Annotated in this window: 16 protein-coding genes and 2 pseudogenes; 12 read left to right on the top strand and 6 right to left on the bottom strand. The window is 63.6% G+C overall.

Going from position 1 to position 21,537, the window contains the following annotated elements; translation table 11 throughout:
* Positions 1-43: 43 nt before the first annotated feature.
* Positions 44-362, bottom strand: a pseudogene (locus WG907_RS16310) (transposase); the annotation flags it as partial.
* A gap of 164 nt (positions 363-526) precedes the next feature.
* Entirely contained in the window at positions 527-1,156 is a 630-nt protein-coding gene (locus WG907_RS16305) for a TetR/AcrR family transcriptional regulator (protein WP_340234462.1), read from the bottom strand.
* A 36-nt stretch (positions 1,157-1,192) separates the two neighbouring features.
* On the opposite strand from WG907_RS16305, the gene WG907_RS16300 reads away from it, so the two are divergent.
* Positions 1,193-1,885 (top strand): glutathione S-transferase family protein, encoded by a 693-nt coding sequence (locus WG907_RS16300; protein WP_340234460.1) that lies wholly within the window; start codon positions 1,193-1,195, stop codon positions 1,883-1,885.
* Between the two features lie 324 nt (positions 1,886-2,209).
* Here the strand turns inward: WG907_RS16300 and WG907_RS16295 are convergent, their stop codons facing one another.
* The gene (locus WG907_RS16295; RefSeq protein WP_340234459.1) at positions 2,210-4,636 is read right to left on the bottom strand and encodes a TonB-dependent receptor; all 2,427 of its coding nucleotides are present in this window, start codon (positions 4,634-4,636) and stop codon (positions 2,210-2,212) included.
* A gap of 454 nt (positions 4,637-5,090) precedes the next feature.
* Here WG907_RS16295 and WG907_RS16290 point away from each other — a divergent pair, with 454 nt between their 5' ends.
* From WG907_RS16290 to WG907_RS16270, 5 genes and pseudogenes are all read left to right on the top strand, one after another.
* Positions 5,091-6,815: a CocE/NonD family hydrolase gene (locus tag WG907_RS16290; RefSeq protein WP_340234458.1), complete on the top strand. Its 1,725-nt coding sequence runs from the start codon at positions 5,091-5,093 to the stop codon at positions 6,813-6,815.
* On the top strand, positions 6,812-8,455 hold the full coding sequence (locus WG907_RS16285; protein WP_340234457.1) for an AMP-binding protein: 1,644 nt from the start codon (positions 6,812-6,814) through the stop codon (positions 8,453-8,455). Before WG907_RS16290 ends, WG907_RS16285 begins: the two co-directional genes overlap by 4 nt.
* 34 nt (positions 8,456-8,489) lie before the next feature.
* Positions 8,490-9,251, top strand: coding sequence for an SDR family NAD(P)-dependent oxidoreductase (locus WG907_RS16280; RefSeq protein ID WP_340234455.1), 762 nt, complete (start codon positions 8,490-8,492; stop codon positions 9,249-9,251).
* Between the two features lie 110 nt (positions 9,252-9,361).
* A pseudogene (locus WG907_RS16275) lies at positions 9,362-9,715 on the top strand (acetyl-CoA C-acetyltransferase); the annotation flags it as partial.
* Positions 9,716-9,718: 3 nt separating this feature from the next.
* Entirely contained in the window at positions 9,719-10,402 is a 684-nt protein-coding gene (locus WG907_RS16270) for a nitroreductase (RefSeq protein WP_340234454.1), read from the top strand.
* Positions 10,403-10,460: 58 nt separating this feature from the next.
* Here WG907_RS16270 and WG907_RS16265 read toward each other — a convergent pair whose 3' ends face one another.
* From WG907_RS16265 to iolG, 3 genes are all read right to left on the bottom strand, one after another.
* The gene (locus tag WG907_RS16265) at positions 10,461-11,309 is read right to left on the bottom strand and encodes a MurR/RpiR family transcriptional regulator (RefSeq protein WP_340234453.1); all 849 of its coding nucleotides are present in this window, start codon (positions 11,307-11,309) and stop codon (positions 10,461-10,463) included.
* 108 nt (positions 11,310-11,417) lie between these two features.
* Positions 11,418-12,227, bottom strand: a complete 810-nt coding sequence (locus tag WG907_RS16260) for a TIM barrel protein (RefSeq protein ID WP_340234451.1) — start codon at positions 12,225-12,227, stop codon at positions 11,418-11,420.
* Positions 12,224-13,225 carry an inositol 2-dehydrogenase gene (iolG, locus tag WG907_RS16255; RefSeq protein ID WP_340234449.1) on the bottom strand — a complete coding sequence of 334 codons (1,002 nt, stop codon included), beginning with the start codon at positions 13,223-13,225 and terminating at the stop codon, positions 12,224-12,226. The genes WG907_RS16260 and iolG overlap by 4 nt, the downstream gene beginning before the upstream one ends.
* Positions 13,226-13,405: 180 nt before the next feature.
* Here iolG and WG907_RS16250 point away from each other — a divergent pair, with 180 nt between their 5' ends.
* From WG907_RS16250 to iolB, 6 genes are all read left to right on the top strand, one after another.
* Positions 13,406-14,674, top strand: a complete 1,269-nt coding sequence (locus WG907_RS16250) for an MFS transporter (protein WP_340234447.1) — start codon at positions 13,406-13,408, stop codon at positions 14,672-14,674.
* Between the two features lie 89 nt (positions 14,675-14,763).
* Positions 14,764-16,074: a serine hydrolase domain-containing protein gene (locus WG907_RS16245; RefSeq protein ID WP_340234445.1), complete on the top strand. Its 1,311-nt coding sequence runs from the start codon at positions 14,764-14,766 to the stop codon at positions 16,072-16,074.
* Positions 16,071-18,002, top strand: coding sequence for a bifunctional 5-dehydro-2-deoxygluconokinase/5-dehydro-2-deoxyphosphogluconate aldolase (locus WG907_RS16240; protein ID WP_340234443.1), 1,932 nt, complete (start codon positions 16,071-16,073; stop codon positions 18,000-18,002). The genes WG907_RS16245 and WG907_RS16240 overlap by 4 nt, the downstream gene beginning before the upstream one ends.
* Positions 17,999-19,834 carry a 3D-(3,5/4)-trihydroxycyclohexane-1,2-dione acylhydrolase (decyclizing) gene (gene iolD / locus WG907_RS16235; RefSeq protein WP_340234441.1) on the top strand — a complete coding sequence of 612 codons (1,836 nt, stop codon included), beginning with the start codon at positions 17,999-18,001 and terminating at the stop codon, positions 19,832-19,834. Before WG907_RS16240 ends, iolD begins: the two co-directional genes overlap by 4 nt.
* On the top strand, positions 19,831-20,724 hold the full coding sequence (iolE, locus tag WG907_RS16230; protein ID WP_340234439.1) for a myo-inosose-2 dehydratase: 894 nt from the start codon (positions 19,831-19,833) through the stop codon (positions 20,722-20,724). The genes iolD and iolE overlap by 4 nt, the downstream gene beginning before the upstream one ends.
* Positions 20,721-21,533, top strand: a complete 813-nt coding sequence (iolB, locus tag WG907_RS16225) for a 5-deoxy-glucuronate isomerase (RefSeq protein WP_340234437.1) — start codon at positions 20,721-20,723, stop codon at positions 21,531-21,533. Before iolE ends, iolB begins: the two co-directional genes overlap by 4 nt.
* Positions 21,534-21,537 lie beyond the last annotated feature (4 nt).

Raw genomic sequence — 21,537 nt, 5'->3', positions numbered from 1 at the left:
AAAACGGTTTCAGGTGAGAAGGCCCATGGTTCAGAGCCGGTGCTCTGGCAGTGACCTTCGCGGCCGTGTAGTTCTTGTGGCGGTTGTTGACCGCTTTCATCTTGCTGCCGTCGATCGCGACGACCGCCGGCGTGAACAGCCCCAATTGCCGGCACAAGACGCCGGCTCGACTGAATCCGGTTCAGATAGCCATAGAGATAGATTTTGAGCATCGTCGCCGGATGATAGGCAGGGCGACCGGTCTCGGCCGGCGTCATTCCCGCAAACTCCAACGCCTTCAGATCCAGCGCATCGATGAAGGCCTCGACTGCCCGAGCCGGGTTGTCTGCCGACACATAATCATCGAGCGATGCTGGCAGCAGTTAGTCCTGCCGGCGATCTTACCCTTGGACGAAACGGCCCATCCCAAAACCTCCCGAAATCTCAGGAAAACATAGCACGATTATACGTTTTTACACAGCCTCGCGACTGTGCTGCCGTTCCGGGCAAAATCCTAAATCTCATACCACGCTCTACGACGCACTTATCAAGGCAAGAGATCAGCATCGCGGTAGCTGGCGATCATCGAATTGTAGAGTGAGACATCTGACCGGCTTCTGGCGAGAAGCTGCGCGCCGACAATGGCGGCAAATATCGCCTGTGCCCTCTGTTTGCTTTTCTCAACGGCTATGAGGGAAGCGGCGGACAGTTGGCGGTCGATCCACGCGACATTGACGTCGGCAAAGAGTTGAACCTCCTTTGCCACCGCGTCGGGCAGATCGTCGAACTCGGCGGCCATGAAACTGGCGAGGCACATTCGGTTGTCGTTCTCAAGCGCTTTGCGGAACATATCGGGATAACGAGACAGGCATGCGAGCGGATCCGGAGTTTCGTCCGACAGGGCTTCCAGAGCCGCTGCAGCATCCTCGCGATAACGCCGCGCCACCGCCGCGCCGAGATCGGCCTTGCTGGGGAAATAATAATGGATGCTTGCCGACTTAATGCCCACGGCTTCCGCGAGATCACGAAAGTTCAGACCGCCATAGCCATGCGCCTGCGCAGCCCGCGTGGCAGCGCTTAGAATTAACTCTCTGGTGTTCGTACTCATTCCAATACCCTGCAAGTTCGCGCCTGCCAGGTGACAGATAGGCATTGACGTACCGGTCACGGTAGACATATTACACCTATCAACTGCCAGATAGAGAGGAATTTTATGAAGATCTATGATCGGGAGGCCGCAGTCCATCCCGCGCGGGTCCGCATCGTCCTGGCTGCAAAAGGCCTTGAGGACCAGGTCGAATTCGTCAGCGTCGACCTGATGGCTGCCGAACAGAAGCAGCCGGCGTTTTTCGCAATGAACCCGATCGGGAAGATCCCTGTTCTGGAACTGGACGACGGCACGATTATTTCCGAGTCTACGGCAATTACCGAATATCTCGATAATCTGGATGGCAACCCCATTCTGACCGGCACGACGCCGCGTGAGAAGGGGCTGATCCACATGATGCAGCGTCGGGCTGAGATGATGCTGATCGATGCCGTCGACGATTATTTCCACTATGGGACTCCCGGCCTTGGGGCTGCGCTGCGCCCGTGGCGGGCGCCAGACTGGAGTGGCGCAAAGGAATGGGGGCAGCGGCGTGGTGCATTTGCCGTGGCCAATATGCCATATTTCAATGATGTGCTGGCGAAACGGCCTTTCCTGGCGGGCGACCAGTTTTCGATGGCCGACATAACTTTGTTTGCCGGCTTGATGTTTGCCGACATTGTTGGCTTGCCGATCGCTCCGGAACTCACGGCTCTTCACGCCTGGCGCGGCAAGGTAGCCGACCTTCCTGCCGTGAAGAACCGCAGTGGCCAGATCCCGCTGCCGGAAGATCTGGCGCGACACGGTGGCGCGGCATAGGCAGGCCCCAATGCAGCCGCGTCGAATCACCTGCCAGTGTACATGATTTTGGAGACTTCGGGACTCAGATCACTCCGATGGAAATTCCCAAGGTATCGATCATGGTATAGCCTTGTAATCATTCTCACCTAATGGCGAATTTATGGGCCAAAACCGATCGATTTCGAGTCCTCTTCAGCCGTGGACATTCATTAGCTGCCGGGCCTTGTCCAGGACATCGCTTGGATTTGGAGCGGTGAGGCCCCGTTTCCCTGCGATATCATCAGCCCAATTGGGTAGGCAGGCGCCGACATTCACCCCACGGGTGATGCCGGCGCCAATCGGTTACATCCGGTAATTCAGCGTCACACCGATGGTGCGATAGGAGTTTGGGCCGAAATTGTGCCAATAATTGCCGCCCAACGCACCGTCGCTCTGCCCCGTGGAACCTGTGTAGAAATTGGCGACCGGATCGGCAAGAATGTAGCTTGGCACGCGCTTGTCGAAAAGGTTCCGCACGAAGGCCGTCAGCGACAGGCGGTCATCGGAACTGCGCGCGCCTATCGAAAGGCCCACAATCGCGTTCGCTTTGACGCGCAAGTTCGGATCGTTAGTCTGGGAGAAGTAGAAGGAACTGCGGTGGTAAACGTCACCCTGCAAGAATCCGATCCAATTACCCGCAACGGGGTGCTCGTAACGCACCGTAGCTGTCGTGGTCCATTGCGGCGCGTTTGCAAGCGGGTTTCCGCTGACATCGGTAGTGCCCGGAGCGCCGGGAGTAGCACTTGGAATGCAGACATTCGTGCCACTCGTACCTGACGGCTGCCCATAATAGCATGGAATGCCGGACAGGTCCTTATACTCGGTATGATTATACGTCGTGCCGCCGCTGATCGTCAGACCTTCGAACGGCAGGGCGGTAAATTCGACTTCGACGCCCCGGGTCTTTAATTGCCCCGCGTTGAGGTTCATGAAGCCGGCTGCCGTGCCCTGCTTCTGCGCCTGCGTTTGATAGCCATCGAACGTCGTGTCGAAGAGCGCCACGTTCAACCGGAGCCTGCGGTCCAGAAGCGTGGACTTGAGGCCCAGTTCGATGCTCTTGGGTATCTCGGGATTGACGGTGGTACCACTCAGCTGGTCGAACGTCGGCCCCTTATAACCCCGCGAGTAGGTAGCGTAGGCAAGCACGTCCGGCACGATCTGATAGTCGATACCAAAGCGATAGGACAAATTATTCTTGGTAAGCCGACGTGTGAAATGGGTGTCAGGACCGTATAGCGGCAGGAGTGCCGCGGGGTTGGTCAGGTCCAGACTGTAGCCGATATCGTCATGCGTGTAGCGGGCCCCCGCGGTCAGTCCCAGCTTCTCGGTGAGCTTGAATTGACCCTCGAAAAATCCGGCATAACTCTTAGTCGGGGATGTGGCATCCTGATATCCGCCGAGGAGCGACAGCCCGGGGGGAACCGGCGCACCGAGGTTTGCGCCCTGAAGGAGAAAATCACGGGCAACAAGGTTCAGATAGAAAGCCCCCAGCTGATAGCTGAACCGGCCTTCCTGTGGCGATGAAAGGCGCACTTCTGCGGTCGTTTGATGGCGCCTGAAACCTCCGGTGTTGATGCTGAAGAGGTCGGCTGTTGTCGTATCGGTGTCGATCGACGTGTTCATCTTGTAGTTGCGGTATGCAAGTAGGTTGGTTAACGTATAGCCGCCACCCAGTTCGAATTCCGCTTTGAGCTGCACGCCATAGACGTCGGAATCGTTGTCATTGGGGACATCCGTGGCCATGCGGGTATTCTTGGGAGATGCGAAAACGCCATTGGAAGCGTTGACCGTGTCGATCAAGCCATCCGGCGCGGTGAAGCGATGTATGAGGACACTTTCACCCGGTCCTTTGGAATGCTGATAGTCGCCCGCGATAGTCAGGCGGATAGCATCGCTTGGTTCCCAAAGGAATTTGAGGCGTCCGCCATAGGCCGTATTGCCCAGGTTCTGATTAAGCGTCACATCGCGAACATAAGCGTCCTGACGTGTAACGAACGCGGAAATCCGAAGCGCTGAATTGCTCGTGACAGGCAGGTTAGCCGCTGCCTGGAACGTAGCGACATTGCCGGATCCCGGCGCGGTTGTGTTGCCATACTGGGCGTTGGCCAGCAGTTCGGTACGCCCCAGTTTCGGTTGGACCGTGACGATATTGATCAGGCCCGCTGCGGCGTTTTTCCCGAACAGCATTCCCTGGGGCCCGCGCAGAACTTCCACACGCTCAAGATCGAAGAACTGGATATTGCCGAATTGTGGGCGGCTCATCACGACATCGTCGATGACGATACCGACGCTCGACTCGACCTGCGGCCCGAAAACTGTCGTCCCGATACCGCGAATAACGAAGTTGACGGCACCAACCTGCTGATTGCTCGATTGCACCTGGAGGCTCGGGGTCAGGTTTACCAACTGGTAAGCATTAAAAACCTGATGCTGCTCTAGGGCGGTTGCGCTTACAACGCTTACCGCGACAGGCACGGTCTGGGCACTCTCGCTGCGACGTCGTGCCGTGACGATGATGTCCTGCAACCCTTTGTCGCCGGGGGATGCGGCTTGCCTTGCTCCTGTTGGCGCAGAATTGACATTCATCGCCTGCGACGGGTGGGAATCCGGTTGGGCGTCCGCCGCCGGGGCCAAGGACTCTGCCGTCATCTGCGCATGCGCAGGCGCAGAGGCCGCTGCCATCAGGCCGACAAGACCGACGCGGCCTAACAGGGCACGCTTGCTTCTCATTATATCCTCCCATCCATTTTTTTGCCGAATTCAAGCGACAACATTCTTATAGGGAAGAATATATATTCTGTCAAATTTATTTATGGAATAAATCATTCGAACGATTCGTAATCGGGGCGTGGTAGGAATGAGGCATGGCGATGGCATGGCTGGTCGGACGGGGCCGGGTCCAAATTGATGAACGCTCTGCGCTGCATTGACCATATTCACCCCCACATGGGAGGAACCGATTAAAGGGGTGAATTCCGACTGTGAACTTGACGGAATAAAAATTCTATTTCATCTTATGCGGGATGATGAGCGGATAGAGGCGTATATGCAGTGCTGCGACGGCGCGCATCTCATGCGCGGAAGCGGAAAATGTCGCAGACTCGCTGAATCGCGTGCGACACGGTAGCAGCGCGACCGAGTACGGCTAAAGCCCGTGCAAGAATTAAGGACGATGGAGAGAGATATGACTATTCAGGCCCCTGTCGACAGGCTGGAGCGATCGATGACCGTGACGGTGGAGGCCGACGTGCCGGTGCCGATGCGCGACGGCGCCATCCTGCGCGCCGACGTCTATACGCCGCAAGGCCCGGGACCGTGGCCGGTCCTGCTGTCGCGCACGCCCTATGGTCGCGCGGGGCCGGATCACCTGATGGTTCTGGAACCCGTTCGGGCGGCGCAGAAGGGCTTCATCGTCGTGCATCAGGACACCCGCAGTCGAGGCGGATCCGAGGGCGAATGGATGCCGTTCCGCCATGAATATGACGACGGCTACGACACTATCGAATGGGCCGCCCGCCTGCCCAAGGCGAACGGACGTGTCGGCATGTTCGGCGGTAGCTATGTCGGCAACACGCAATGGATGGCGGCCGCGGCCCAGCCGCCGTCGCTGGGCGCCATCTCCCCGATGGTGACGTGGTGCGATCCCATGGACGGCCTCTACGGCCGCGGCGGCGCGATCGAATGGGGCCTCGAACTGCCTTGGACGACGCAGATGGGGTTTGAGTATATCGCCAAGACCCCCGCGCTCGCGCCCGAGGAGAAGGCGCGCCTGGGCGGGGAACTGCTCGCCGACGTCGACGGCATGAAGGACCGGGGCTATTGGGACCTGCCCGTTCGCCGCAGCCCGACTCTCCAGAAATATAATTTGCCGGGCCTGGGCGCGATCCGGGCGATCGACGAGCCCGAGACGGTGGCATGGTGCAGGGTTGCCGGGCAGCATGACCGGATCGACGTGCCGAGCCTCCACTGGGGTGGCTGGTACGATATCTTCCTGCAGGGCACGCTCGATAATTATATTGCGATGGCCACCGCCGGCAAGGATGCACGGCTTCTGGTCGGCCCCTGGACGCATGGCGTCTTCCGCGACCCGATCGGCGATCTGTGTTTCGGCGCGATGGCGTCACGGCTCTATGCCCCGGTCCATCCGCACGGCGACACCAATGACTTCCAGTTGGCATGGTTTCGGCGCCATTTGGCACCCGATGCCGGGGTGGCGCTACCCGACACGCCGGTGCGCATCTTCGTGATGGGTCGCAACGAATGGCGCGACGAGCCGGCGTGGCCACTGGCGCGCGCGCGCACGGAACAGCATTTTCTGCGGAGCGACGGCGGCCTTGGCACGGCCAAACCGGATGCGGCGGAGGACGTCTCGACCTTCATCTACGATCCCGCCGACCCGGTGCCGACGCTTGGCGGCCCGCTTGTCATGGCGGCTGCCTATCCGGCAGGGCCGCTGGACCAGGCGCCGGTCGAGGGGCGCGACGATGTGCTCGTCTTCACCTCCGCCCCGCTGGACGAAGAGGTCGAGGTTACCGGTCGTATCCGCGTCGTGCTGCACGCGGCCAGCTCGGCGCCGTCGACTGACTGGGTCGCGCGGCTGTGCGACGTGCATCCGGACGGGCGCTCGATCATCCTGGCCGACGGTATCACCCGCGTCGTAGCCGGCGCGGACGCGATCGATCGTCACGAGATCGACCTGTGGTCGACCAGTAACGTGTTTCTGGCCGGGCATTGCATCCGCGTGCAGGTGACCAGCAGCTGCTTCCCCCGCTGGGACCGCAACCTCAATACCGGCGATCAGGATGGGACGGCGATGCAGGCCGCGCAGCAGCGCATCTTCCATGATGCCGATCGTCCCTCGTTCATCGAGCTGCCCGTTGTGCCGGGCGTCGGAAAGGCGTCAGCATGAGCCGCCCGGACTATAGCGTAGCGGTGGCCGGTTTCGATGCGGCGGCGGCGCTGGCATCGGTGGCGATGGATCCGGCCGGGCATATGAACGCGGCGGAGGTCTGCTGCGATCGGCATGCCGACGACGGGGACCGGGTCGCGCTGCGTCACCGCGATCCGGCCGGCCAAACCCGCGACTGGACGTTTGCCGAGCTGAAGCGGCGGTCGTCCCAGTTCGCGCATGTGCTGGCGGGGCTTGGTGTGGGCAGGGGGGACCGGGTTGCCGGCCTGCTGCCACGAACGCCGGAGCTGATCGTCACCATCCTCGCTACCTGGCGGCTGGGTGCGGCCTATCAGCCGCTGTTCACCGCCTTCGGGCCGAAGGCCATCGAACATCGTCTCACCCTCGCCGAAACGCGGGTCGTGGTCACGGACGCGGCGAACCGTCCCAAGCTGGCCGGGCTCGAGCATCTGGCCGCCATCGTCCAGGTCGGCGCGACGACGGGGTCGGGCGATCGCGATTTCTGGCCGTCGCTCGATGGCCGCGACGAAGGGTTGGAACCGGTCGCCTGCGAAGCGCAGGACCCCTTTCTGATGATGTTCACATCGGGCACCACGGGACTGCCCAAGCCGATGTTCATCCCGCTGCGCGCGATCGCGGCGTTCGTGGGCTACATGCGCGATGCGGTCGGCCTGCGGGAGGATGACCGCTTCTGGAACCTCGCCGATCCGGGCTGGGGCTATGGCCTCTATTATGCCGTTATCGGTCCCCTCGCGATGGGCATGACCACCCTGTTCCACGAAGGGGCTTTCAGTGTCGAGTCGACCTATGCGACAATCGCCGATCATGGTATCACCAATCTCGCCGGATCGCCCACCGCCTATCGCATGTTGATGGCCGACGGCCCGGAGAAGGCGGCGGCGATCAAAGGGCGATTGCGCGCGGTGAGCAGCGCTGGCGAGCCGCTGAACCCCGAGATCATTCGGTGGTTTGATCAGAATCTTGGCGTGACGATCCACGATCATTACGGTGCGACCGAGCTGGGCATGGTCTTGTGCAACCATCACGGCCTCGATCATCCGATACGGATCGGATCGGCGGGCTATGCGACCCCGGGGCATCGCGTGGTCGTGCTTTCGCCGGAGGAGAAAGAACTCGGCGTGGGCGTGCCGGGCGAACTGGCGCTCGACATTGCGGGCTCGCCGATGATGTGGTTCACGGGCTATCACGGCCGTGAGACGCCAGCTTTGGGCGATGCCTATTTCCGCAGTGGCGACATGGTCGAGCTGAACGAAGATGGCAGCATCTCGTTCGTCGGGCGCGCGGACGATGTCATCACCACGTCCGGCTACCGGGTCGGCCCGTTCGACGTGGAAAGTGCGCTGCTCGAGCATGCGGCGGTGGCGGAGTCGGCCGTGATCGGCAAGCCCGATCCCGAGCGGACCGAGATCATCAAGGCGTTCGTCGTGCTCAAGCCGGGTTACGCGCCGGGTGCGGACCTGACCGAGGAGTTGCGGCTTCACGTCCGCTCGCGCCTGTCGGCCCACGCCTATCCGCGCGAGATCGAATTCGTCGCGGACCTGCCCAAGACGCCGAGCGGCAAGGTGCAGCGCTTCTTGCTGCGCAACCAGGAAATCGCCAGGACCAAGGCACCGGCGTGATGCCGGTGGCCAATCACAAGACGGGGTTGAGTTGATGCATGTGATGGATATGCCGGCGATCGTGACCGGGGCGGCCTCGGGGCTGGGCCGCGCGTCGGCGCAGGCGCTGGCCGCCGCCGGCGCGCGCGTAACGCTGATCGACCGCAACGTGGATGGGGTTGCGGAGGCGGCGGATGCAGTGGGCGGACTGGGGCTTGCCTGCGACGTCACCGACGAAGCCGACGCCGAGGCGGCGATCGCACAGGCGGCCGCGACGCATGGGCCGGCGCGTATCCTGGTGAACTGCGCCGGGGTAGCGCCCGCGGCGCGGATTGTCGGCCGCAACGGGCCGGCGCCGCTTGCCGATTTTTCCCGCGTCGTCGGCATCAACCTGATCGGCACCTATAATATGATGCGCCTGGTTGCGGCGGGCGCGGCCGGGCTGGACCCGCTGGAGGACGGCGAGCGGGGCGTCATCATCTCGACCGCTTCGGTCGCGGCGTTCGAAGGCCAGATCGGCCAGGCGGCCTATGCCGCGTCGAAAGCCGGCGTGGTCGGGCTGACCCTGCCCGCCGCCCGCGAGTTTGCCAGCGTCGGCATCCGCGTCTGCGCGATCGCGCCGGGCATCTTCGAAACGCCGATGATGAGCGCGATGCCGCAGGAGGTGCAGGATGCCCTCGGCCGATCGGTGCCGTTCCCGCCACGCCTCGGCCGCCCGCGCGAATATGCGCAACTCGTCATGGCGATCATCGCAAACCCGATGCTGAACGGCGAGACGATCCGCCTCGACGGCGCGATCCGCATGCCCCCGAAATGACCGATGCCTCGTCGACAAGGCCAATACTGCTTCACCCGCGAGGAACAGGACGCCTATGCGGTGCGCTCGCTCGAACGCGCAGCAGGCAACCGCAACCGGCGCGCATTGTGGGTGCGAGCGCCCATGCGCGCGAGCCCGGCCTCTTCGGCACCGCCCCGGTGCCCGCGATCCGGACGCTGCTCGATCGTGCCGGATGGTCGGTCGCCGATGTCGACCTGTTCGAAATCAATGAAGCCTTCGCGGTGGCGCCGATGATCGCCGCGCGCGAAATAGGTATCCCGGCCGACAGGCTCAACGTCAACGGGGGTGCGACCGCGCTCGGCCATCCGATCGGCGCGAGCGGTGCGCGCATCATCGCCACGCTGCTGGGCGCGCTGCGATTGCGGGGTGGCCGTCGCGGCGTCACGAGCCTGTGCATCGGCGGTGGCGAGGCTACCGCCATGGCGTTCGAGCTGGTCGACTGAGCGATGGCCGATCCCGATCAGACCGTTTCCGCCTATGACGCGGTCGCCGGCCGCCGCTCGGTGCGCGCCTTCCTTCCCACCACGGTCGCCGACGAGGTGATCGATCGCATTCTCGCAGCGGCGTCGCGCGCGCCATCAGGGCAGAACATGCAGCCGTGGCAGGTTCGCGTCGTGACTGGCGACACGCGCGCACGACTTTGCGCCGAGGTCACCGCCGCCGTATCCGCCGGGGAACGCAGTGACGAATATCCGTATTTCCCGGCCGACATCCGCGAGCCCTATCGCAGTCGCCGGCGCAAGGTCGGCTTCGACCTCTTCGCGATCTACGGCATCGGCCGGGACGATCTGGAGGGGCGCCAGCGCGCGCTGTTGCGCAATTTCGACTTTTTTGGCGCGCCGGTAGGGCTGTTCTTCACGATGGAGCGTGACTGGGGCTACGGCGCCTGGATCGACATGGGCAATTTCATGACCAATGTCATGACGCTGGCGCCCGCGTTCGGGCTTGCGACGTGCCCGCAACAGGCCTGGGCGGAATATGGCGCCGTGGTCCGGCGCGTGCTGCCGGTGCGCGACGACCATGTGATCGTCTCGGGCATGGCGCTCGGCTATGAGGACGCAACAGCAGTGGTGAACGGACTGGTGACCGAGCGTGTGCCGGTGGAACAGTTCGTCGTTCGCCATCGCTGAGCGACGGCAGCGGGACGACAACTGGCCATCGCGCAGTTATCGCCGCCGCTATGGTGCGCTAGGCGTTGGTGCCCGCAATCCTGCGGCTGGCGAGCCCGATTGCGAGCGACTGCGCGAGACACATTGAGGCCGCCAGAGAACGGAAGCCGCGGACCTCGGACTCGCGAACCTGGAGAACCAGCGCATCCTCTTTGGCAATGGCACCGATGACACTGTCGGTGATGGCGATCACCGCGCCATGACCGGCGAACGCATCGACAAGGGCAATCGTTTCGAAGCTGTACGGGGCATAGCTGATTGCCACCAGGACGTCCCCGTCGCGTACGCCGCGGGCTTGCTGCAGGTGAAGGCCGCCGACCCCGTCGACAAGGACGGTCCGCTTGTCAGCTTGCGCAAGCATGTAGGTGAGATAGCTGGCGACGGGGAAAGAGCGACGAAAACCGGCGACATAGACCGTGTCGGCCTTCTCGATGAGGTCGATGGCCTGGGTGAGTTCGCGCATTCCCACCGAATGGTTCAAATTCTCCAGCGCCAGGATGTTGCCCTTGACGAATTCGGACAGCAACTCGCGCGGCCCCTCCGCCTCTCCGGCAGCGGCATAACGATGCTGCCGGATTCGCTCGGCATAGCCAAGCGATCGGTCCTCCTTGAGCAGCCCGTCCCGGATCAGGCGCTGCATCGGGCTGGCACCCGAAAACCCGAACGCCTGCGCGAATCGGACGATAGCCGAAGGCTGCACGTTGCTGCGTTCGGCCACGATGGCTACCGTTTCGAAAGCGAGGTCGTTGGGTTCGTCGAGAATGTGCCGGGCTATGCGCTGCAAACGGTCGCTCAGCGCGTCATAGCGTTCGCGTATGGCGGAAAGGAAGGCCTCCAGATCCTCAGGCGGGCTATTCGTCGTTTCCATCACGCCGACTTTGACCATGAAATGGATTTCAGAACAACCATTTCATCATCGCTCTCGATACGGCATTCGTGCCAATCGCCCCTCGGCACCGCGGTCACCGCCTGCGCCCTAAGCGACGGTGAACGCGGCACGGAATGCGTCAAGCGCGACGGCGGGATCGCCCGATGCCCAGCCTTCCAGTCCGATAACGCCGTCATAGCCCATGTCTGCCAGCGCGCGCGCGATTCCGGGATAGTTGATCTCGCCGGTTCCAGGCTCACAGCGGCCCGGCACGTCGGCAACCTGGATCTCGCCGATATAAGGCAGCGCCTGGCGGCATAGTTCGATCAGATTCCCCTCACCGATCTGCGCGTGATAAAGGTCGAGCATAAGACGAAGCGAGGGGCTATCGACGAATGCGATCAGTTCCAGGCATTCGGCTGCCCTGCCGAACGGTACGCCAGGATGGTCGACAGGGGCGTTCAGATTTTCGAGCACGAAGGTCACGCCCGCTTCCTCGCCCAGGTCGGCGAGGCGGCGCAGCGTGTCGCCTGCCTGCAGCCACATGGCGCCCGTCACTTCGGTCGCCGGTCGCAGCGGCAGGCCATCGCCACCCAGCCCAGTGCCGTGCAGGTTGAGCCGGGGCACGCCCAGCCGTTTCGCGACCGCCACCGATTCACGCGCCGTCGCCAGCAACTCATCGGCGCCGTCGCGGTCGGCGAGGCGACCGCGAATATAACCGGTCATCGACGAGAAAGTGGCGCCGCTTGCCGCGAGCGCATCGATGTCGTGGCGCGTCCAGTCCCAGATCTCCACCAGGAAGCCGGCGGCGTCGATCCTGCGCACGCGTTCCAGCGGCGGCAGATCGACGAACAGCATCTCGCTCGACGCCGCGAGCAAAAAGGGGACGTCTGGAAAGCGGCCTTTGTCGGCGCTCATTGACCGCCTCCGGTTCCAAGAGTGATCACGTTGCCGGTGCGCGCGGACTGTTCTGCGGCCTGCGCCAACAGCAGCGCGCCGACGCCGTCATGCTGGTCCGCCAGCGGCGTCGCTTTACCTTCCACCACGTCGGCGAAATGGTTCATCTCGATTCGATAGGCGTCGGCGTAGCGGTCGAGGAAGAAGTTTTCGAACGGCGACTGCTGCGCGCCGGGCTCGGTCCAGCTTTGCACTGTGGTTTCGAGCACATTGTCGGCGCGAATCAACCCCTTGGACCCGAAGACTTCGATTCGCTGGTCATAGCCATAGCCGCTGCGCCGGCTGTTGGAGATGACGCATAGCTTGCCAGTGACAGTGCGCAGGATGATTTTGGCGCTGTCAAAGTCGCCGGCCGCGCCGATCTCCGGGTCGACCAGCACCGAGGCGGAGGCAAAGACGCTCTCGATCTCCTCGTCCAGGAGCCAGCGCGCCATGTCGAAATCGTGAATCGACATGTCCTTGAAGATGCCGCCCGAGGTTTTGATGTAGGCCGGCGGCGGCGGCGCGGGATCGTGGCTGATGATATGGAGCGTCTCCAGCGAGCCGACCGCGCCCTGTGACAGCTGCGCGCGCAGGCTGGAGAAGTTCGGGTCGAAGCGGCGATTGAAGCCGAGCAGCACCTTCGGCCCGACGGCCTCCAGTTCCTTCAACGCCCCTAATGCGCGATCGACGTCCTGATCGAGCGGCTTTTCGCAGAAAACATGTTTTCCTGCCCGGACCGCAGCGAGTGTGTAATCAAGGTGCGTGTCGGTCGAACTCGCGATCACGACGCCGGCGACATCGGGGTCGGCCCAGACCTGCTCCACGTCGGTGGTCCGCGCCGCATGCGCCTTCGCCAAGGCAGCGGCATCGCCATACGGGTCAACGACATATTTCAGCGACAGCCGCGCATTGCCCGCAGCGTTGGCAGCGTGAATCTTGCCGATCCGGCCGGCACCGATAACCGCAATACCAATCATGTCCGTTCCTCATTGAAATAGAATATATGTTCCGCAAACCTAGCCATAAACCGCTCCGTTGTGAAGAGGCTTTCTCGGAAACTATGCGTTCGCGCACTCCTCGTTAATGGAATTAATATTCCATATAATTTATTGACAGAAGGTTTTGTTCTCGTATTTTGGAGTGGAGAGGAGAATGCGATGGCCGAAATGATCGGATTCACCGTGGCGGCGCGGCAGCCAAGGCTGCTGCGCTCCAATACGCGGCGGTTGGCCATTTTGCTGTTCCTTGCCTATTCCTCCCTCATCACCATCTTCCAGGGCGTGCAGAACATCCTGCTGCCCCCCGTCGTGCAGCGGCTGGCGCCCGATGCGAAGGTGTCAACGATGGCGCTGCTGGTCACGCTTGCCTCGGTCACCACGGTCATCTCGCTCTTTGTTGGAGGTTCGGTGTCGGATCGCACGCAGTCGCGCTGGGGACGGCGTGCGCCGTCGCTGGCGCTTTCGTGGTTCGCGGCCATGATCCTGATGCCGGTCATGGGCATCGCCGGTTCGGTCGCTCTTCTCGCGGTGGCGATGCCGCTGCTGTGGTTCGCGCTGAATTATTACCAGTCGGTCCTGCTGGCCGCTCTGCCCGATCGCATCCCGGAAGATGAACTGGGCTTCGCATCGGCCGCAATCGGCCTTGGCGCGCCGGTCGGGATATTCTGCGGTGTCAATCTGGCGGCGTTCGCGTCGAACACGCTCGTCGGCTACATCCTTCTGGCAATCCCCTTCACTATCCTGACCTGGACGCTGCTGTTGCTGGAGCCGGAGGGATCGTCGGCCGACATGTCGGTCCTGCCACGGCAGCCCCTGTCACTGACCAGCTTCCTGGCGCAATTCTCCAGCGTTCGGGAACGCAATTTCGCACTGGCGCTGGCGTCGCGCTTCCTGATGTTCCTGTGCTATTTTGCGGTCAACGGGTATATGTTCTACATCGTACAAGATTATGTCGGAGCGGCGAGGGTGCCCTTTGGCAATGTCGCGGCGGGCGTCAGCATCCTGCTGAGCGTGATGACGGTCACATGGCTGGTGGTCACGATCGGATCTGGATATTTCGCCGACCGAATTGCTCGCACTGCGCTAGTCGTCGCATTTGCTTCCTTTGCCGCCGCGATCGTCACCCTGCTGCCAGCGGCAAGCGCGCGCTGGCCGATTATGCTCGCTTTCGCTCTCGGCATCGGGCTGACCTTCGGGGCCTATTTCGTACTGGACCTAAAGCTTGCCACCCTCGTCCTGCCGACGCCGGAGACTGCCGGACGCGACTTGGGTATCCTTCTGGCGGCGGGATCCGCCCCGGGTGTCATCTCCCCTGCGATCGCGGCGTCGATCATCGAAGCCGGCGGCTACCCGGCATTGTTTGTTTTCGGCGCGGCAGTCGCCGCACTGGCGGGCGTTTGCGCGATCCTGATTCGCATCGCGCGGTAAATGCAAAGCGCCACTCCGACAATGTGATATTGCATTAATTATTCTACTAATTTATATGATAGAAATATTATTCTGGAGTTGATCCCGACATGCAATCAGTGACGGAACGGTCGGATCCCGACCCGTCGTCGGTCGGCAGCGCCGCTGCCTGGGTGCCGATCGATGCGATGATCCGCGACGTGGTCGATCGCGGTCTGCTCAGTGGCGCGGTGACGATGGCCTGGCATCGCGGCAGCCTCGCGCATATGTCCGCGATCGGACGGCAGGACGTCGCCACCGGCGTGCCGATGCGCCCGGATACGATCTTCCGGCTATTCTCTATGACCAAGCCGGTCATGGCCGTCGCAATGATGATCCTGCGCGAGGAAGGGCGCTGGACGCCGGAGGATCGGCTGGCCGACCATCTGCCTGAACTTGCCGAACTTGAGGTCGTGCATGGTATCGATGCCGGCGGCATGCCGATCCTGTCCCCGCCCTCGACTCCGGTGCTGATCGAACATGTGATGACGCATCGCGCCGGCTTTACCTACGGTTTCAGCGACGAGCCGGTCGATCGCGCCTTCCGCGCCGCCGACGTGCCCGTCATTCCCCATGACCTGCCACTGGCCGACTATCTCGCGCGACTGGCGCGCGCGCCCCTGGCATTCAATCCGGGGACGGGGTGGCGATACGGCGTCGCGATGGACGTGCAGGGTGCGCTGGTCGAGCGGCTGAGCGGAATGACTTTGCGCGATTTCTTGATCGAGCGCATCTTCGCGCCACTCGGCATGGTCGATACCGATTTCATCGTGCCGGCGTCCAAGCGCGACCGTTTCGCCAGCCTTTATGTCCTGCCCGGCGACATGCTGGTTGAAGCCAGTGCCGAAGGGCCGATGCCCTATGATAATATGGCGTTCCTGCCGGCGCGCCAACTCGTGCTGCCCTATGATCGCATCCCTGCTTTCGCTTCGGGTGGCGGGGGACTGGTGTCGATGGCGGGCGATTATCTGCGCTTCGCCCGGATGCTGCTGAATCGGGGTGAACTGGAGGGCGTGGATATATTGAGCGCCGGATCGGTCGCGGAAATGACGCGCAGCCACACGCCGCCGGATTTCCTGACCGGGGCTTTCGGCACCGCGCCGCATATGCTGCGCCCCGGCTATGAATATGCCTATAATGGCGTGGTCGTCACCGATCCGGTCGCTGCGCAGGTTCGCCTGGGAACCGGCACCTATTTCTGGGACGGGGCGGCGGGATGCTGGTTCTGGGCCGATCCGGCCAATGATGTCGCCTTCGTCTGCATGGTCCAGTTGCTGGCGGATGCCGAGCGCCTGTCGCTGCAATTCCGCAGCCGCGGGCTGGTGGGCGATATCGTGGCGGCCGGGGCGAAGCGAGCGCAACGGGGGGGACAAGGCCAATGAGCGAAGCGGTGGCTGCAGCCGGATCTTTGGACCTCATCGCTTTGGGCCGGTCCAGCGTCGACCTGTATGGAGAACAGATCGGGGGCCGGCTGGAGGATATGGGGTCCTTCGCCAAATATGTGGGCGGCAGCCCGACGAATACGGCGGTCGGGGCCGCGCGACTGGGACTGCGCACCGGGCTCATCACCCGCGTCGGCGCCGATCATATGGGGCGTTTCATCCGCGAGCAGCTGGAGCGTGAAGGGGTGGACGTCACCGGCGTGGTCAGCGACCCCGACCGCCTGACCGCGCTGGTCATCCTTGGTATCCGCGACCTCGACACCTTCCCGCTGATCTTCTATCGGGAAAATTGTGCCGACATGGCGCTGTGCGAAGCGGATATCGATCCGCAGCTCGTCGCTTCAGCCGCCGCGCTTCTTATCAACGGCACGCATCTGTCGCGTCCCGGCGTGCGTGCCGCGAGCCTCAAGGCGGCGCGGGCGATCAAGGCGGCTGGCGGGCAAGTGATCTTCGATATCGATTATCGGCCGGTGCTTTGGGGGCTGGCCGGCAAGGACAATGGCGAGGATCGCTTCGTCGCGAGTGCGATCGTGACCAGTCAGCTGCAAAGCGTCCTGCCGCTCTGCGACCTGATCGTCGGCACCGAGGAGGAGATACATATCCTGGGTGGCACGACCGACACGCTTGCGGCGCTGAAAGCGATCCGGGCAGCCACCGACGGATTGCTCGTCTGCAAACGCGGAGCCGACGGGTGCGTGGCTTTTCAGGGCGCGATTCCCGATAGCCTCGATCACGGTATCGTCGGGCGCGGCTTCCCGATCGAGGTGTTCAACGTTCTGGGCGCGGGCGACGCCTTCATGGCCGGATTTCTGCGCGGCTGGCTGCGGGGCGAGCCGATCGAAACCTGCTGCACCTATGCCAATGCGTGCGGCGCCATCGTGGTGTCGCGGCACGGCTGCGCGCCGGCCGAGCCGAGCTGGCGGGAATTGGAGTTGTTCCTCGCGCGCGACGACTGGCCGCGCCGGCTGCGCGACAGCGCGGCGCTCGAACAGATGCACTGGTCGAGCAACCGTCATCCCGCCTATAGCGACCTGACCGTGCTCGCGATCGACCATCGCAGCCAGTTCGATGAGTTGGTTGCGACCTTGGGCACAGGCAATCTCGACCGCGTACCGCGCTTCAAGCAACTGGCGTTGCGCGCGCTGGAGCGGGTGGCGCATAACCACCCAGGCTGCGGCCTGCTGGCGGACGGGCGCTATGGCGCCCGCGCGCTCGAAGCGGCGGCGGATACGCCTTATTGGATAGGCCGTCCGATCGAGATGCCCGGCTCTCGTCCGCTCCAGTTTGAGGGCGGGCACGAAGCGGCGACAATCCTTGCCGACTGGCCGCTCGACCATGTCGTCAAATGCCTCGTCTTCTATCATCCCGACGACGACGCCGCACTGCGCGAGGCCCAGGACCGACAGATTTTGCGGTTGTTCGAGGCATGCCGCCATACGCGCCACGAACTGCTGCTGGAAGTGATCGCCTCCAAACATGGCCCGGTCTCGACCGGGACGGTAGCGGCGCTGGTAGAGCATTTCTATACATTGGGCGTTTATCCCGACTGGTGGAAGCTGGAGCCGGCCGCCGAACCGGCGGCCTGGACTGCGGTGGAGGCGGTGATCGGCAAGCATGATCCCTATTGCCGCGGCGTCGTGCTGTTGGGTCTCGCCGCCACGCAGGACGCGCTGCTGACCAGCTTCGCCGCTGCGGCGACCAGCCCGATAGTCAAGGGCTTCGCGGTGGGCCGCACGATATGGGCGGAGCCGGCGGCGGACTGGCTGAGCGGCACGATCGACGATGAAGGCGCGGTGGCGGCGATGGCGGCGAACTTCTCCATCCTCGTCGATGGCTGGCGCGCGGTTCGCGAAGGGCAGGCGGCATGAGCGCGGCGACGATCCGGCTGACGACCGCGCAGGCGCTGGTGCGGTGGATGGCGGCGCAACATGTCGCCATTGACGGGGAGGAGGTGCCCTTCTTCGCCGGCGTCTGGGCGATTTTCGGCCACGGCAATGTCGCCGGCCTCGGCGAGGCGCTGGCCGATATCGGCGATAGCCTGCCGACCTATCGCGCACACAACGAACAGGGGATGGCGCACGCCGCCATCGCCTTCGCCAAGGCCAACCGGCGCGAACGGGCCATGGCCTGCACCACCTCGATCGGGCCGGGGGCGACCAATATGGTGACCGCTGCCGCGCTGGCGCATGTCAACCGACTGCCGGTGCTGTTCCTGCCGGGGGACGTCTATGCGAGCCGTCGCCCCGACCCCGTCTTGCAGCAGATCGAGGATTTCGGCGACGGCACGGTCAGCGCCAACGACTGTTTCCGCCCGGTCAGCCGCTATTTCGACCGTATAACCCGACCCGAGCAATTGCTGGACGCCGCGCCGCGCGCGATGGCGGTGCTGACCGATCCGGCATCTGCCGGGCCGGTGACGCTGTCCTTGTGTCAGGACGTGCAGGCGGAGGCCTATGACTGGCCGCAGAGCTTCTTTGCGCGGCGGGTCTGGCGGCGGCGACGCGTGCGGCCCGACGAGGGCGAACTCGCCGCGCTGGTCGACGCGATCCGCACGGCGCAAAGCCCGCTGATCGTGGCCGGCGGCGGGGTCCTCTATTCGCGCGCCGAGGCGGCGTTGGCGGCGTTCGCACGCTCGACCGGCATCCCCGTCGCGGAGACGCAAGCAGGCAAGGGCGCGCTACCGTGGGACCAGCCAGAGGCGCTCGGCTCCGTCGGCGTCACCGGCTCCAGCGCCGCCAATCGCGCGGCCATGACGGCGGATCTGGTGATCGGAATCGGCACGCGATTGCAGGATTTCACCACCGGCTCGCGCACCCTGTTCGGCGGGCCGCTGTTTCAGGTCAATGTCACCCCGCACGATGCCGCGAAGCACGATGCCCACGCCGTGGTCGGCGATGCGCGCGCGGTGATCGAGGCATTGGCGATGGACCTTGACGACTGGCAAGCGCCAGCGGCATGGCGCGAAGCTAACGCCGCCGCAGTGACGGCGTGGAACATGGCGGTCGAGGCGGCCATGACGCCGTCGGACCCACTGCCGTCGGACGCGCAGGTCATCGGCGCGGTCTGGCGACAGGCGAGCGCCAGTAGCGTCGTCGTTTGCGCGGCGGGCGGACTGCCGGGCGAACTGCACAAATTGTGGCGCACGCACCGGCCGGGCGGCTATCATGTCGAATATGGTTTCTCGTGCATGGGCTACGAGATCGCCGGCGGACTGGGCGTGAAGATGGCCGATCCGTCGCGCGAGGTGATCGTGATGGTCGGCGACGGCAGCTATCTGATGCTCAATTCGGAACTGGCGACCTCGGTCATGCTGGGGCTGAAGATCACCGTCGTGCTGCTGGACAATCGCGGCTATGGCTGCATCAACCGCTTGCAGCAGGCGACCGGCGGTAAGCCGTTCAACAATCTGCTCGCCGATACGCGCCACGACACGCTGCCGGCGATCGACTTTGCCGCTCATGCCCGCAGTCTGGGCGCGGCAGCGGAGAAGGTGGCGAGCCTTGCCGAACTCGATGCCGCGCTCGTCCGCGCCGCGTCGTCACCGATCAGCACCGTTGTCGTGATCGATACCGATCCCGTGCCCACGACAGAGGCCGGCGGCCACTGGTGGGACGTCGCAGTGCCCGAGGTTTCCGCCCGCGCGGACGTGCTGGCGGCGCGGGCGCGCTACGACGATTCCAGGAAGGGACAAGTGAAATGACGATCCGCTGGGGCGCCAGCCCGATCGCCTGGGCCAATGACGACCTGCCGGAACTGGGCGGCGACACGACGCTCGACGCGCTGCTGACCGACGTGAAGGAGATCGGCTTCGACGGGGTCGAGCTTGGCAATAAATTTCCCCGCGACCCGGCCACGCTGAAGCCGGTCATGGCTGGCTATGGCCTCGACATCGTCGGCGGCTGGTACTCTTCGAACCTGCTGGTGCGCGATGCCGATGCCGAGATGGAGGCAATGGCGGATCATCTGGCGCTCCTCGAAGCGATGGGGTCCAGCGTCTTCATCCTCGCCGAAACCTCCAACGCGGTGCATGGCGACCGGTCGAGCCGGCTCGACACGCATCCGCAGCTTGCCGACGATGACTGGCTTCGTTTCGGCCGGCGGCTGGATGCGGTCGCGGCCCATGTCAACCAACGCGGCTTGCGCTTTGCCTACCACCATCATTGCGGCACCGTCGTCGAGACAGACGCCGAACTGCGCCGTTTCTTCGATGTGACCGGCGACCATGTCGGGCTGGTGCTCGACACCGGCCACGCCTTCTGCGGCGGCATCGATCCGGTCACGGTCGTTCACGAGCGACTGGAACGCGTGAACCATGTTCACTGCAAGGATGTGCGCGCCGCCAGGCACCGGGCGTTCCTCGCCGGCGGCGCCAGCTTTCTCGACGGCGTGATCGGCGGCATGTTCACGACGCCGGGCGATGGCGATTATGATTTTGCGCCGTTCATGCGGGCGCTTGCGGGCGTCGATTATACCGGCTGGATCGTGATCGAGGCGGAGCAGGATCCGGCGATCGCGAATCCCCGCACCTACCAGCAACTGGGCCTCGACACGCTCAAGCGTCTCGCCCGCGACGCGGAACTGGTGCTGTGAGCCTGCGCATCCGCAGCCAGACGCCCGACGCAAGCGGCGTCGTGCTGGACATCACGCCGCAGAGCGCGGGCTGGCGCCATGTCGGCTTCCGCGTCGTAAGGCTGATGCCCGGCCAGGCCTATGACGGTGTGGAGGAGGGGCGCGAGGCGTGCCTTGTCATTCTCTCGGGCACGATCAGCGTCACCGGCGGCCATGAACGCTTCACCGGCATCGGCGGGCGGGCGGACGTGTTCGAAGGCCCGGCCACATCGGTCTATGTGCCGGCCGGAATGCCCTACCGGATCGCGGCGGACAGCATCGCCGAGATCGCCATCTGCACCGCCCCGGCGATGGGCAAAGGGCGATTGCGCCTGATCCCGCCAGAGGATGTTGCCCTCGAAACGCGAGGGCAAGGCACGAACACACGCTTCGTGCGCAATATCCTCGACGACAGGGCGGAGGCCGAAAGCCTGCTCGTGGTCGAAGTGATCACCCCCGGCGGTCACTGGTCGAGCTATCCGCCGCACAAGCATGATCGCGATGCCTATCCCGACGAAACCTTCCTCGAAGAGACCTATTATCACCGCTTGTCGCCGCCGCAGGGCTTCGCTTTCCAGCGGGTCTACACCGACGACCGATCGATCGACGAGGCGATCGCGGTCGAGGATGGCGACGTCGTCATGGTGCCGCGCGGCTATCACCCGGTCGGGGCCGCGCACGGCTATGACCTCTATTATCTCAACGTGATGGCGGGGCCTCGTCGCAACTGGGTCTTCGCCAACGATCCGGCGCACGCGTGGATCACGCGCCCTCCCGTGACAGACGATTGAACAG

This window comes from Sphingobium fluminis (genome assembly GCF_037723805.1).
In the GTDB taxonomy this organism is placed as follows: Bacteria; Pseudomonadota; Alphaproteobacteria; order Sphingomonadales; family Sphingomonadaceae; genus Sphingobium.
Note: the sequence above shows the minus strand (reverse complement) of the source record. Positions and strands in the feature narration are given on the sequence as shown.

What these genes read in the sequence shown, in the direction of transcription:
- WG907_RS16305 (WP_340234462.1), bottom strand. Translation starts at nt 1,156, where the DNA reads ATGTCTACCGTGACCGGTACGTCAATGCCTATCTGTCACCTGGCAGGC.
- WG907_RS16300 (WP_340234460.1), top strand. Translation starts at nt 1,193, where the DNA reads ATGAAGATCTATGATCGGGAGGCCGCAGTCCATCCCGCGCGGGTCCGC.
- WG907_RS16295 (WP_340234459.1), bottom strand. Translation starts at nt 4,636, where the DNA reads ATGAGAAGCAAGCGTGCCCTGTTAGGCCGCGTCGGTCTTGTCGGCCTG.
- WG907_RS16290 (WP_340234458.1), top strand. Translation starts at nt 5,091, where the DNA reads ATGACTATTCAGGCCCCTGTCGACAGGCTGGAGCGATCGATGACCGTG.
- WG907_RS16285 (WP_340234457.1), top strand. Translation starts at nt 6,812, where the DNA reads ATGAGCCGCCCGGACTATAGCGTAGCGGTGGCCGGTTTCGATGCGGCG.
- WG907_RS16280 (WP_340234455.1), top strand. Translation starts at nt 8,490, where the DNA reads ATGCATGTGATGGATATGCCGGCGATCGTGACCGGGGCGGCCTCGGGG.
- WG907_RS16270 (WP_340234454.1), top strand. Translation starts at nt 9,719, where the DNA reads ATGGCCGATCCCGATCAGACCGTTTCCGCCTATGACGCGGTCGCCGGC.
- WG907_RS16265 (WP_340234453.1), bottom strand. Translation starts at nt 11,309, where the DNA reads ATGGAAACGACGAATAGCCCGCCTGAGGATCTGGAGGCCTTCCTTTCC.
- WG907_RS16260 (WP_340234451.1), bottom strand. Translation starts at nt 12,227, where the DNA reads ATGAGCGCCGACAAAGGCCGCTTTCCAGACGTCCCCTTTTTGCTCGCG.
- iolG (WP_340234449.1), bottom strand. Translation starts at nt 13,225, where the DNA reads ATGATTGGTATTGCGGTTATCGGTGCCGGCCGGATCGGCAAGATTCAC.
- WG907_RS16250 (WP_340234447.1), top strand. Translation starts at nt 13,406, where the DNA reads ATGGCCGAAATGATCGGATTCACCGTGGCGGCGCGGCAGCCAAGGCTG.
- WG907_RS16245 (WP_340234445.1), top strand. Translation starts at nt 14,764, where the DNA reads ATGCAATCAGTGACGGAACGGTCGGATCCCGACCCGTCGTCGGTCGGC.
- WG907_RS16240 (WP_340234443.1), top strand. Translation starts at nt 16,071, where the DNA reads ATGAGCGAAGCGGTGGCTGCAGCCGGATCTTTGGACCTCATCGCTTTG.
- iolD (WP_340234441.1), top strand. Translation starts at nt 17,999, where the DNA reads ATGAGCGCGGCGACGATCCGGCTGACGACCGCGCAGGCGCTGGTGCGG.
- iolE (WP_340234439.1), top strand. Translation starts at nt 19,831, where the DNA reads ATGACGATCCGCTGGGGCGCCAGCCCGATCGCCTGGGCCAATGACGAC.